This window comes from Mesorhizobium sp. M7A.F.Ce.TU.012.03.2.1, from assembly GCF_004006095.1.
In the GTDB taxonomy this organism is placed as follows: Bacteria; Pseudomonadota; Alphaproteobacteria; order Rhizobiales; family Rhizobiaceae; genus Mesorhizobium.
Window position 1 is genome coordinate 5,880,805 of sequence record NZ_CP034779.1, and the last position, 12,471, is coordinate 5,893,275.

Annotated in this window: 14 protein-coding genes; 7 read left to right on the forward strand and 7 right to left on the reverse strand. The window is 62.9% G+C overall.

Annotated elements, in window-relative coordinates:
* Positions 1–3: 3 nt before the first annotated feature.
* Both EJ079_RS29285 and mltG read right to left on the reverse strand, forming a co-directional pair.
* On the reverse strand, positions 4–894 hold the full coding sequence (locus tag EJ079_RS29285) for a YicC/YloC family endoribonuclease (RefSeq protein WP_013532513.1): 891 nt from the start codon (positions 892–894) through the stop codon (positions 4–6).
* A gap of 155 nt (positions 895–1,049) precedes the next feature.
* The gene (gene mltG, locus EJ079_RS29290) at positions 1,050–2,144 is read right to left on the reverse strand and encodes an endolytic transglycosylase MltG (protein WP_245481751.1); all 1,095 of its coding nucleotides are present in this window, start codon (positions 2,142–2,144) and stop codon (positions 1,050–1,052) included.
* On the opposite strand from mltG, the gene EJ079_RS34075 reads away from it, so the two are divergent.
* Positions 2,143–2,415, forward strand: a complete 273-nt coding sequence (locus EJ079_RS34075) for a hypothetical protein (protein ID WP_164762122.1) — start codon at positions 2,143–2,145, stop codon at positions 2,413–2,415. The two genes, mltG and EJ079_RS34075, sit on opposite strands and share 2 nt — an antisense overlap.
* Here the strand turns inward: EJ079_RS34075 and fabF are convergent.
* The 4 genes from fabF to fabD all read right to left on the reverse strand — a co-directional run bounded on the left by fabF (position 2,403) and on the right by fabD (position 5,883).
* Positions 2,403–3,665: a beta-ketoacyl-ACP synthase II gene (fabF, locus tag EJ079_RS29295; RefSeq protein ID WP_127273339.1), complete on the reverse strand. Its 1,263-nt coding sequence runs from the start codon at positions 3,663–3,665 to the stop codon at positions 2,403–2,405. The genes EJ079_RS34075 and fabF overlap by 13 nt on opposite strands.
* Positions 3,666–3,699: 34 nt before the next feature.
* The gene (locus EJ079_RS29300) at positions 3,700–3,936 is read right to left on the reverse strand and encodes an acyl carrier protein (protein WP_006203723.1); all 237 of its coding nucleotides are present in this window, start codon (positions 3,934–3,936) and stop codon (positions 3,700–3,702) included.
* Positions 3,937–4,146: 210 nt separating this feature from the next.
* Positions 4,147–4,884 (reverse strand): 3-oxoacyl-[acyl-carrier-protein] reductase, encoded by a 738-nt coding sequence (fabG, locus tag EJ079_RS29305; RefSeq protein ID WP_127810851.1) that lies wholly within the window; start codon positions 4,882–4,884, stop codon positions 4,147–4,149.
* A 57-nt stretch (positions 4,885–4,941) separates the two neighbouring features.
* Entirely contained in the window at positions 4,942–5,883 is a 942-nt protein-coding gene (gene fabD, locus EJ079_RS29310) for an ACP S-malonyltransferase (RefSeq protein WP_127810852.1), read from the reverse strand.
* Positions 5,884–6,159: 276 nt separating this feature from the next.
* Between fabD and EJ079_RS29315 the strand changes: the two genes are divergently transcribed.
* A complete protein-coding gene (locus tag EJ079_RS29315) occupies positions 6,160–8,094 on the forward strand; it encodes an LTA synthase family protein (RefSeq protein ID WP_164873871.1) in 1,935 nt (644 codons plus the stop codon).
* Between the two features lie 47 nt (positions 8,095–8,141).
* Here the strand turns inward: EJ079_RS29315 and EJ079_RS29320 are convergent, their stop codons facing one another.
* Positions 8,142–8,495 (reverse strand): hypothetical protein, encoded by a 354-nt coding sequence (locus EJ079_RS29320; RefSeq protein WP_245481752.1) that lies wholly within the window; start codon positions 8,493–8,495, stop codon positions 8,142–8,144.
* Positions 8,496–8,922: 427 nt separating this feature from the next.
* On the opposite strand from EJ079_RS29320, the gene rpsF reads away from it, so the two are divergent.
* The 5 genes from rpsF (at position 8,923) to EJ079_RS29345 (ending at position 12,470) form a co-directional block, all read left to right on the forward strand.
* Complete coding sequence (gene rpsF / locus EJ079_RS29325; protein ID WP_013532520.1) at positions 8,923–9,423, forward strand: 30S ribosomal protein S6; 501 nt, start codon at positions 8,923–8,925, stop codon at positions 9,421–9,423.
* Entirely contained in the window at positions 9,423–9,671 is a 249-nt protein-coding gene (gene rpsR, locus EJ079_RS29330; protein WP_006203718.1) for a 30S ribosomal protein S18, read from the forward strand. Before rpsF ends, rpsR begins: the two co-directional genes overlap by 1 nt.
* Positions 9,672–9,890: 219 nt before the next feature.
* The gene (rplI, locus tag EJ079_RS29335) at positions 9,891–10,475 is read left to right on the forward strand and encodes a 50S ribosomal protein L9 (protein ID WP_023813757.1); all 585 of its coding nucleotides are present in this window, start codon (positions 9,891–9,893) and stop codon (positions 10,473–10,475) included.
* A 299-nt stretch (positions 10,476–10,774) separates the two neighbouring features.
* Complete coding sequence (locus EJ079_RS29340; RefSeq protein WP_127810853.1) at positions 10,775–12,079, forward strand: cyclopropane-fatty-acyl-phospholipid synthase family protein; 1,305 nt, start codon at positions 10,775–10,777, stop codon at positions 12,077–12,079.
* A gap of 67 nt (positions 12,080–12,146) precedes the next feature.
* Entirely contained in the window at positions 12,147–12,470 is a 324-nt protein-coding gene (locus tag EJ079_RS29345) for a YnfA family protein (protein ID WP_127810854.1), read from the forward strand.
* Position 12,471 lies beyond the last annotated feature (1 nt).

Here is a 12,471-nt window from a genome sequence, read left to right on the forward strand (position 1 = left end):
CGGCTACTCCAGATTCTGGATCTGTTCACGAAACTGGTCGACCACCGCCTTCAGGTCCAGGCCGATCGCGGTGATGGCTGCGGCATTCGATTTGGAACACAGCGTATTCGATTCGCGGTTAAATTCCTGTGCCAGAAAATCGAGCTTGCGACCGACCGCGCCGCCGCCCACCAGCAGTGCCCGGCCGGATGCGACATGCGTTTTCAGCCGGTCGATCTCTTCGCGAATATCGGCCTTGGTGGCCAGGAACGCCGCCTCCATATGCAGTCGGGTGGCATCCAGATTGGCGGAAGCGTCCATCAGCAGCCTGACCTGCTCGGCGATGCGTTCGCGGATCACCGCGGTCTCGCGGGATGGATCCACTTCTGCCCGCAGCGTCAGCGCCTCGATCGTGTCGATATGACCCGACAACAGCAAAGCCAGCGCGGCTCCTTCGCCCTGCCGTGCCTGTTCGAGCCCGTTCAAGGCCACTTCGAGCGCGGCCATGATCGCGGCATCGAGCGCGGCCCTCGCCTCCTCGGTTTCGACGGTTTCAGGAATGTCGAGCACGCCGCGCAGCGAAAGCAATCCATCCGACGTCGCCGCAGCAACGCCGAATTGCTCCTGCAGCCGTTTGGCGAGCCCAGCAAGGTCCTTCAGGAAGGCTTCGTTGACGACCGGCTGCGCCTGCGCGCCAACGGCACGGCCGATGGTCAGCGTCGCCTGGAAATTGCCGCGTGCAAAACGTTTCTGAAGTATTTGCCGGACAGCAGGTTCCAACCGCTCGAAGCCTTGCGGCAGCCGCAGCCGTACCTCGACGCTCTTGCCGTTTACGGACTTGACCTCCCAGGCGATCGAGGTGCCTTCGTGCTCGGCGACGGCACGTGCAAAACCGGTCATGCTCTGCAAATTCATATCGCCCACACGTCCCTTGCACATCGCCCTGAACCGGCTTTCCGGACAGAGCGAGTGCGGCTTGAAAAAGACTGCGCCGCAGGCGCGTCGAAACCGGACGCGCGGCGCTCTTCCAAATGTCAGGGCGTTGCCTGCCGGGCAACGCCTTTCTTCATTTACTGGGCAGCGCCCGCGTCACCGCCGCTGTCGTCGGCACCGTCAGCCGGCCCACTGCCAGCGGGTTCGACGGCATTGCTGTCGCCGGTGCCAGTCGTCTTGGCGGCTTTGGCGGCATCATCGGCCTGCTTCTTCAGCAACGCGCGATAGCGGGCGACGTTCTCGTTGTGCTCGTCCAGCGTCGCGGCAAAGACGTGCCCGCCGGTGCCGTCGGCAACGAAATAGAGGTCGGCGGTCTTCGACGGATTGGCCACCGCCTCCAGCGCTGCACGACCCGGATTGGCGATCGGCGTCGGCGGCAAGCCATTGATCACATAGGTGTTGTAGGGCGTCTGTTTCTGGATGTCCGACTGGTAGATCGGCCGATCCGCCGGCTTTCCCTTGCCGCCGAACAGCCCGTAGATGATGGTCGGATCGGATTGCAGGCGCATGCCCTTGGCAAGCCGGTTCAGGAAGACGGCGGCAACTCGCGAACGCTCGTCACCCTTGCCCGTCTCCTTCTCGACGATCGAGGCCAGCGTGACGAACTCCTCGACGTTGGCCAGCGGCAGGTCAGGCGCGCGCCGCTGCCAGACATCGTCGACCAGCTTCTTCTGATCCGCCAGCAGCTTGTCGACCATCTGCTGGCGTGTCGCTCCGCGCGTGAAGCGCAGCGTGTCGGTGGCGAGGCTGCCCTCCGGCGGCGTGGTTGCCGGCATGTCGCCGCTCAAGGCATTCTCCTCGGCGATGCGCTGCAATGCCTGGTCGACCGTCAGTCCTTCAGGAATGGTCAGCGAATACATCACCGACTTGCCGCTCTTCAGAAGCTCCATGATATCGCGCATGGATGCCCTGGGCTTGATCTCGTACTCGCCGGCTTTCAGCGCGGAATCATTGCCGAAGGCCCGCACGCCAAGGCGGAATACCCGGGCGTCGCTGATCAACCCGCGGCGTTCGAGCTGGTCGGCGATATCCTGGACGCCGGTGCTCGGCTTGACCAGGAAGGTGTCGCCATTGGCCGAAGGTCCGGGTTCGGTGAATTCCTGCTTGCCGAAATAGACCGCGACGCCGGCCGCCAGAACCACCAGCATCACCGAGGAGATGACGAAGTTCATGAACACGACGACCTGGCTGCGTGACGCCCGCGAGCGCTTCGGCGGCGGCGTGCCAGCCTCCGGCCGCAACGCTTCGCTGGCCGTTTTCGGCACGATCGGGCCGGATGTCGGCGGCCGTTGCCCGAATTCTCCGTTGCCTGCCGGATTTGTGTTCATTTCGCCCTACCGTTTGATCGCCCAACGAATCCCCAGCGGCAGAGTAGGGGCGAATATGGCAAAATTGACGGCACGCCGAAGCGCCGCCCGGCAGCCGGACGATCAGCCATTGTAGCGCTGGAAGACCAGCGACGCGTTGGTCCCGCCAAAGCCGAAGGAATTGGACAGCGCAACGTCGATCTGGCGGGCACGCGGCTTGTTCGGCACCAGGTCGATCGCGGTTTCGCGTTCCGGGTTGTCGAGGTTGATGGTCGGCGGCGCGACATTGTCCCTGATGGCAAGGATCGAGAAGATCGCTTCGGCGGCACCCGCCGCCCCAAGCAGATGGCCGATCGACGACTTGGTCGACGACATCGAAATCTTCGATGCGGCATTGCCGACAAGCCGCTCGACCGCGCCGAGCTCGATCGTGTCGGCCATGGTCGAGGTGCCGTGCGCGTTGATGTAGTCGACATCGGCCGGCGTCAACTTGGCCCGGTTCAGTGCCGCCGTCATGCAACGGAAGGCGCCATCGCCATCCTCGGCGGGCGCGGTGATGTGATGCGCGTCGCCGGTGAGACCGTAACCCGTCACCTCGGCATAGATCTTGGCGCCGCGCGCCCTGGCATGTTCGAGCTCCTCGAGCACGACAACGCCGGCGCCCTCGCCCATAACGAAGCCGTCGCGGTCGCGATCATAGGGTCGCGACGCCGTTTGCGGCGAATCATTGCGTTCCGTCGACAGTGCCCGGCATGCGGCAAAGCCGGCGATCGACAGCCGCGTCACCGGCGCTTCGGCGCCACCGGCGACCATCACGTCGGCATCGCCCCACATGATCAACCGGGCAGCATCGCCAATGGCGTGCGCGCCGGTCGAACAGGCCGTGACGACGGCATGGTTCGGGCCTTTCAGTCCGTGCCGGATCGAAACCTGCCCGGAGACGAGATTGATGATCTGGCCCGGGATGAAGAAAGGGCTGATGCGGCGCGGGCCGCGCTCCTTGAGGATCATCGCGTTCTCGGCGATGCCCTCGATGCCGCCGATGCCGGAGCCGATCAGGACGCCGGTGGCACACCGCTCTTCATGCGTCTTGGGTTCCCAGCCGGAATCCTTCAGCGCCTCGTCGGCGGCGGCAATCCCGTAAAGGATGAAGTCGCCGATCTTGCGCAGTTCCTTGGGCTCGAGCACGGCCTCGGGATTGAAGGTGGCATTGCTGCCGTCACCACGCGGAATGACGTGGGCGATCTTGCAGGCAAGATCCTCCACCTCGAACTCAGTGATGCGCTTGGCAGCGCTGCGGCCGGTCAGAAGTTCCTTCCAGCTGTGCTCGAAGCCCATGCCGAACGGCGACAGCAACCCAAGGCCCGTGACGACGACACGCCTCATCGCAGGTCCTCCCCGGTGATGACTGCGGAAAGCGTCAGGCCGAAGCCTTGTCGATGTACTTCACGGCATCGCCAACGGTCAGGATGGTCTCAGCCGCATCGTCGGGAATCTCGACGCCGAATTCTTCTTCGAACGCCATGACGAGTTCGACCGTGTCGAGGCTGTCGGCGCCCAGATCATCGATGAAGCTCGCCTGCTCCGTCACTTTGTCGGCATCGACGCCAAGGTGCTCGATGACGATCTTCTTGACGCGCTCTGCGGTGTCACTCATTTGGGCATCCTCGTCTTTTGTTTGTCTGTCTTCGTTAGCGGGCAGAATGCCGCTAATCAAGCTGAAAGATGGTCCTGCCGGAAACGCAACGACTACGGACCGGTTTTTGCCCGAACCGCCGGGTTGCGGGCCGCATTACACGAAAAATAGCTGAGGTCCAAGCCGAAATGGTCTCTTTTCACAACCCGCCGGCGTTGCTGCCGAACCTCGTCAAATCATAGCCATGCCGCCATTTACGTGGATGGTCTGGCCAGTGACGTAGGCGGCTTCGTTGGAGGCGAGATAAGCGACGGCGGACGCGACTTCAACGCTGGTGCCCATGCGCCGCGTCGGGATCGCCGCCATGATCGCCTCTTTCTGCTTGTCGTTGAGCTTGTCGGTCATCGCCGATTCGATGAAGCCCGGGGCGACGCAGTTGACGGTGATGTTGCGGGTGGCGATCTCCTGTGCCAGCGATTTGGAAAAGCCGATCATGCCGGCCTTTGAGGCGCAGTAATTGGTCTGGCCGGGATTGCCGGTGACGCCGACCACCGAGGTGATGTTGATGATGCGGCCATGGCGGCGGCGCATCATCGGGTGGGTGAGTTCGCGGGTCAGCCTGAACACGGCGGTCAGGTTGACCTCGAGCACGCTGTCCCAGTCGGCATCCGACATGCGCACGAACAGGCCGTCCTTGGTGATGCCGGCGTTGTTGACCAGGATGTCGACGCCTTCGAGATCGGCTTCGGCTTTCTGGCCGAGCGCCTTGACCTCCTCACGGTTGGACAAATTGGCCGGGAACAGCTTGACCCGGTCGCCAAGCTCGCTAGCCAGCGCTTCCAGTTTCTCGACGCGGGTGCCATGCAGGCCGACGATCGCGCCCTGCGCATGCAGCATCCTGGCGATAGCCTCGCCGATGCCCCCGGATGCGCCGGTGACGAGCGCCTTGCGGCCAGTCAATTCGAACATTTTTGTCTCCTGATTGAGAAGAGAACACCCTTTACGGGGATGGGATCAAATGACGCTTTATGCAAGCGCCGCCATGGCCGCCTCGACGTCAGCCGAGGTGCCGACCGACGCGGTGGCGACATCGCGGTTGATGCGCCGCGCCAATCCTGAAAGCACCTTGCCGGCGCCGATCTCGTAAAGTGTGGTGACGCCGTTTGCGCCGAACCATTCCACCGTCTCGCGCCAACGCACGCGGCCGGTTATCTGTTCGACCAGGCGGCGGGCGATCTCGTCCGGATCGCTGGTCGGGCTGACCGTGACATTGGAGAGGACGGGAACCACCGGCGCGTTCTTTGCCACGCCGGCCAGGGCTTCGCGCATGACGTTCGCGGCCGGCGCCATCAGCGCGGAATGGAAGGGCGCGGACACCTGCAGCATCAGCGCGCGTTTGGCGCCTTTCTCGGTGCACAGTTTCGCGGCCAGTTCGACCGCGGCCTTGGCGCCGGAGATGACCAGTTGGCCACCGCCATTGTCGTTGGCGATCTGGCAGACAGAGCCTTTGGCGGCTTCCGCGCAAGCGGCTTCGACATCGACCTGTTCCAATCCGATGATCGCCGCCATGGCGCCCTCGCCGGCCGGCACCGCCGCCTGCATGGCATTGCCGCGTATGCGCAGCAACCGGGCGGCATCGGCAACCGAAACGAAGCCGGCAGCGGCCAACGCCGAATATTCGCCCAGCGAATGACCGGCGACATAGGCGATCTTGCCTTTCAGCGAGAAGCCGCGCGATTCCAGCGCCCGGATCGCGGCCAGCGACACCGCCATCAGCGCCGGCTGCGCGTTGGCGGTCAGCGTCAACGTCTCTTCCGGCCCTTCCCAGATCAGCTTCGACAGGTTTTCGCCGAGCGCATCGTCGACTTCCTGGAAGACCCTGCGCGCTTCGGGGAAGGCGTCGGCGAGATCCTTGCCCATGCCGACCGCCTGGCTGCCTTGTCCGGGAAAGGTGAATGCAACGGCCATGCGAGGGCTCCCAAGGGCTGGTTTTGCTTGCCTGAAGACGGGTTTTTCTTGCCTGTGACGCATGGCGGGGCGCCAAGTCAAGCCCGGTTCGACCCTGCCCGAGGGCAGCCTCGTCCGCCGAGTGCCTGTTGCGAAAGGGTTTTTGGCGATCACTCCTGATGAAAACCGCTCACGATTCGTTTGCTGGCTCTTCTTATTTCCGTTACAGGCGCTAGCTTTGCGTGACAATTCCATGACAATCGAGTGACGTGCTTGTCGCTGGGTGGGGAAGTTAAAGTGGCAAAGAGTTACAAACGCACCGGCAAGGCCGCGCCACAGTTCCTGGAAGACGACCCCTCCACCGGCTATCTGCCGGGCAGGAGATGGCCGGTCGTGCGCTATGGGCTGATCAGCCTGGCGATCGCCGCTATCCTGGTGTTTGCCATCGAACTGATCGTGCGCGGCGACTTTGCCGGAACCATCTCCTTCTTCCTGCAGCCGTTCAAGCCGGGCTGGACCACCATCGTCGTGTTTGCGCTGCTCCTGATCGGCTTCGATGCGGTGCTCGGCCGCAGCCACCAGAGCCTGATGATCGTCGCGCCGCTGACCTTGTCGCTTGCTTTCGTCGGTCACCAGAAGTCGCACTATCTCGGCGATCCGCTCTATCCGACCGATTTCCTCTATGCCCGCCAGATCTTCGCGCTGCTGCCGCTTTTGGTACGCGAACGGCCGATGACCGCGCTTGCCATGGTCGTCGGCATCGTCGCCGGCCTGTCGCTGCTCGTCTACGGCTGGCGGCTATGGCGCCGCAAGGTTCCCGCACTCAGCCGCAAGGGGCGCCTTGCGCGGCTGACGCTGGCAGTGCCGCTACTCGCCTTCTTCGTTTCGATCATGGACTACGCTACCTTCTCCTGGACCAGGGATCGGCTGCAGATCATCCCGATCATGTGGGACCAGAAGGAAAACTATGCCTCCAACGGCTTTGCGCTGGCCTTTGCCCTCAACGTGCCGATGGCGCATGTCTCGGCGCCGCCGGGCTATTCCGACAAGGCGATCGCAGCGATAGCTAGGCCTGATGTGACCGCCTCGGTGCCGGCCGAGAAGCCGGACATCATCATCGTCATGAGCGAATCCTTCTGGGATCCGACCAAGTTGCCTGGCGTCACCATCACGCCAGATCCAATCCCCAATGTGCGGGCGCTGCGCTCGGGCTCGATGTTCTCGCCGGAGTTCGGCGGCATGACCGCCAATATCGAGTTCGAGGCGCTGACCGGCTTCTCCAACGCGTTCCTGCCGGCAGGCAGCATCCCCTATCAGCAATATGTGCGCACGCCGACGCCTTCGCTCGCGACCTTCCTGAAGAGCCAGGGTTACCGGGCGCGCGCCATCCATCCCGGCACCAACTGGTTCTGGAACCGTGGCGCGGTCTATGCCGATTTCGGCTTCAACGATTTCAAGTCGGAAGAGACGCTGCCGCCAATGCAAAAGCGCGGGCCACTGGCATCGGATGCGGCGATGACCGACGAGATCATCAGCGAGGCCGACGCCAGCGACGAGCCGGTGTTCTTCTTTGCGGTCAGCCTGCAAAACCACGGTCCCTACGAGCCGAACCGCTATTACAATCCCACGCATAGGGTGCAGGCGCCGATCAGCCAGTGGGCGCGCGAATCGCTACTCAGCTACGCCGAGGGCTCAGCCGATGCCGATCGCGGCCTCGAACGCCTCGTCGAATGGGCCAAGAAACGCTCCCGCCCCACCGTAATCGCCTTCTTCGGCGACCATCTGCCGCCGCTGGGGCCGGTCTATGTCGAAACCGGCTTCCTCAAGGACAATGTCGCGCCGCGCAAGGAAGCGTCGCCCGAGGCTGCTCTCGAGCATCACGAGACGCCGCTGGTCATCTGGTCGAACCGCACCGGGCCGGCTGAGCAGATGGGTGCCGTCAGCCCAGCCTTCCTGCCCTATCATATCCTGAAAACGGCCGGGATCAGCCATCCATACTACACCGGCTTCCTGGGCGAGATGAGCGAACGCTACCGTGTCGTCGACCGCAATCTTCTGCTGACGCCGGCTGGCGAAGCCACGCCCGATTGGGCGCGGCAGAAGGAGATCGATCCGGCGATCCGCGATTTCCGCCTGCTTCAGTATGATATGATGTTCGGCAAACGCCACGCGGCGCCCGACTTCTTCCCCGAAACGGTCGACAAGGACAAGGTTGTCGCCCATACGAGTTGAGCCCAACGATCCCTCAGGAGCCGGCCAGTCCGTCCCGGATCGCGCGTTCAGTTCGTCAATTGCAGCTTCGAGAACTTGTTGGCGATCTGCTGGAAAACGTCCGGCAATTTGGTCGGATCGTTGACTGCATAATAGCCGCTCGGATCAGAAGCGCAGGCGCTGTAAAGCGCGCGGTTGGCTGCGGTGTCGGATTGCAGCACCATGGTGTAGATTTGCACGCCCTCGTTCTTCAATTGCGTGCAGACGTTTTTGGTCCAGCCGTCGACATTGCGTGCCGCCGTCGTCTGGTTATCCGATCCGAAACGGCCGCCGGCCAGATAACCATATGATGTGTAGTCAGATTTCGTCGGCTGTTGGCTGGCGCCATAGACGACGTTCTCGCCGTCGGTGAGCAACAGCACGATCTTGCTGATGCCGGGCGTCTTCCACGGCGATGATGAATCGACCGTTGATGGCCAGGCTTCAACTCCACACAACCTGCTGGTGTGGTTAAGACGTGGTTGCCGGAAACCACAACTCCGACCGTTGCTGCTCCCCGATCATCGGCTAAGACACACGGGAATGCCGCTTGCGCTTGCTTTGCGGCCGGATTGCTGTATAGACGCCCGCAATCTGCCGGTCCTTGCTGGGGGCTGAACGGAGGGCCGGAGGTTTTTCAGAACCTTCGTGTGAAGCCGGAAGTGCTTCCGCCTCCCGTGTCTCCGCTCTCGACCGTCTCGTCATGCTCCTTTCTTCCCCCTGCCCCTTCGAGGGTTTGCGGGTCAGAGAAGTTGCAGAGGCTTTTGCCGCCGGGAACCGGGAGAGAAACGAAGAAAGGCATAGGACATAATGGCTCTTTACGAACATGTGTTTCTTGCCCGGCAGGACCTCTCGCAGCAGCAGGTCGATGCGCTTGTCGAACAGTACAAGGGTGTCATCTCCGCTAATGGCGGGTCCGTCGGCCGGGTCGAGAACTGGGGACTGAAGTCCCTCACCTACCGGGTCAACAAGAACCGGAAGGCTTACTACACGCTGATGGACCTGAATTGCCCGGCGGCCGCGCTCAACGAGATGGAGCGCCAGATGGGCCTGTCCGAGGACGTGCTGCGTTTCCTGACCATCAAGGTCGAGGCGCATGAGGAAGGCCCGTCGGCCATGATGCAGAAGCGCGAAGAGCGCTCGGAACGCGGCGGCTTCGGCGACCGTGACCGTGGCGATCGTGGTCCGCGTTCGTTCGGCGATCGTGATCGCGGCGACCGTGGCGATCGTCCGCCGCGCTCGTTCGGCGACGCCGGTGCCGATCGTGGTCCGCGCCGTCCGCGCGAAGGCTTTGAAGGGGGTGCAGAATAATGGTCGACATCAATCAGATCCCGACCCGGCGCCCGTTCCATCGCCGCCGCAAGACCTGCCCGTTCTCCGGCGCCAACGCGCCCAAGATCGACTACAAGGACGTGCGTCTGCTGCAGCGCTACATTTCTGAGCGCGGCAAGATCGTGCCGTCGCGCATCACCGCCGTCAGCCAGAAGAAGCAGCGCGAACTCGCCAAGGCGATCAAGCGCGCCCGCTTCCTCGGCCTGCTGCCCTACGTGGTTCGCTAATATCTCAAATGCGGGCGGTTCGCCGCCCGCTCTTCTCCCACGGCGACGGGCGCCGCAGGGCCGAACATCAAATCCCGGGTTGAGGTCAAAACCTCTAACTGCCGCAACAGGCAGGACAGCGACACCAGCGCCAAAGGCGCTCAAGCTTCCTGACCTGTTCCCAAGACATTCGGCGTCGATCTCATCGATAGATTGGCGCCCAACCGAAGGAACAAAACCATGGACGTCATTCTTCTCGAACGCGTTTCCCGTCTCGGCCAGATGGGCGATACCGTCAAGGTCAAGGACGGCTTCGCCCGTAACTTCCTGCTGCCGCAGGGTAAGGCGCTGCGCGCCAACGAAGCCAACAAGAAGAAGTTCGAAGGCCAGCGCGCCCAACTCGAAGCCCGTAACCTTGAGCGCAAGTCGGAAGCAGCCCAGGTCGCCGAAAAGCTCGACGGCAAGAGCTTCATCGCCGTTCGCTCCGCCGGCGAAACCGGACAGCTTTACGGTTCCGTTTCGACCCGCGACATCGCCGATCTGCTGACGGCGGAAGGTTTCTCGATCAACCGCAACCAGATCCTGCTCAACCAGCCGATCAAGACCATCGGTGTCACCAATGTGGCGATCGCGCTGCATCCGGAAGTCGAGGTCACCGTCACGCTCAACATCGCCCGCACGGCCGACGAAGCCGAGCGCCAGGCCAAGGGCGAGACTCTGACCACCGCCGAAGCGATCTATGGCGACGACATCAACGACAACGCCCGGCCGGAGAACTTCTTCGATCCGAACACCGAGTTTGAAGGCGGCGAAGACAACGCCTGATCATACATCGCAAAGAGGTTGAAGCTGCGCTCCGATCTCGATTGAAGCGTGCTTCGATCACTTTGCCGTCATCCAGCCATGCTGGACCAATGCCCGGGCCTCTCGCCCGGGCATTTTTGTGCCAAATGGAACTTTTCGAACCCCTATATATTGTTGCAGACTATGGCGTCGCGCGTCCTTTGGCCGCGCAAAGCACGCTGTGCAACTTTGGTTCGGCGCAAGATCTTCGGGGAAATCGACACTGATTTTCGCGGTCACGCGCCAAGGCAGCCTGTCTGGCCGAGAGGGGACATTTGGTCATGAATATCCTGTTGAAGCGCGTTCTCGACCGCCTGGTGCGTACCGGCAATCTCAAGGTGACCGGTCCCAAGGGCTCGGCTGTGGTTTTCGGCGACGGCAGCGGCGAACCGGTGCACATGCACATCAAGACCGCGCATGCCGAGCGCGCCATCACCTTCGATCCGATGTTGGCGGTGCCTGAAGCCTACATGGACGGCGAACTCGACATTCTAGAGGGCGGGGTGCTGGGTGTGATGCGCATCGCCTTCCAGAACATGGGCAGCGGCGGCATCGACGCCACCTGGTCGAAGGCCATCGAAGGCTTGCGCCACGCCTTCCGCCGGCTGCAGCAGATCAACACCGCCTCGCGCTCGCGGCGCAACGTGCAGCGACACTACGATTTGTCGGGCGACCTCTACCGGCTCTTCCTCGACGAGGACATGCAATATTCCTGCGCCTATTTCGAGCAGCCGGACATGACGCTCGACGAAGCGCAGGCCGCCAAGAAACGCCACATCGCCGCCAAGCTCCGGCTGAAGGCCGGCCAGACGGTGCTCGACATCGGCTCCGGCTGGGGCGGGCTTGGCCTCTACCTCGCCAAGGCGTTCGACGTCGACGTGCAGGGCGTGACGCTGTCGACCGAGCAGCATGGCGTCGCCACCGACCGGGCGCACGCGCAAGGGCTGGAAAGCCGTGTGCACTTCGAGCTGAAGGACTACCGCGAACTCAACGAGCGTTTCGACCGCATCGTCTCGGTCGGTATGTTCGAGCATGTCGGCGTCAACCACTACCGTACGTTCTTCGACAAGAGCGCGACGCTGCTCAAGCCCGATGGCGTGATGCTGTTGCACACGATCGGCCGTTCCGGCGTGCCGTGGGCGACCAGCGCCTTCATCCGCAAATACATCTTCCCGGGCGGCTACATCCCGTCGCTCTCGGAAGTCATGCCGGCGATCGAGAAGTCGGGCCTGGTCGTCACCGACGTCGAGATCCTGCGGCTCCACTATGCCGATACGCTGAAGCACTGGGGCGAGCGCTTCGCCGCCAACCGCGACAAGGCCAAGGCGATCTATGACGAGCGCTTCTGCCGCATGTGGGAATTCTATCTGGCGGCCTCGGAAGCCGCCTTCCGCTGGCAGGACCTGGTCATCTTCCAGATCCAGATCACCAAGAAGAACGATACGCTGCCGATGTCGCGCGACTACATGGCCAAATGCGAAAAGGCGCTTGAGATGCGCGACATGGGGCATCGTGAAACGGCACCGGTAAAAAAGAGCCCTGCCGCCAAGCCGGTTCGCCGCCGCAAGGTTGCTGACCAGGAATAGCATTGCCGCTTGCCATTGCCGGCGCCTGCACTGAAAAAGGTCCCGTGACCGTCGCGGGACCTTTTTCATGACCTACGTCCTCTATGCCGCCGCCGCTCTGGCCGAGATCGCCGGCTGCTTTTCGTTCTGGGCCTGGTGGCGGTTGGAAAAGTCGCCGCTTTGGCTGCTTCCCGGCCTCGCCTCGCTCGCCCTGTTCGGCTTCCTGCTGGCGCTGGTCGACACGTCAGCCGCCGGTCGTGCCTACGCCGCCTATGGCGGCATCTACATCGCGGCGTCGCTTGGCTGGCTGTGGCTGGTGGAGGGCGTTCGCCCCGACCGCTGGGATCTTGCCGGTGCCGCGCTCTGCATTGCCGGCGCTTCGGTGATCCTTCTCGTCCCGCGGGGCGCGTGAG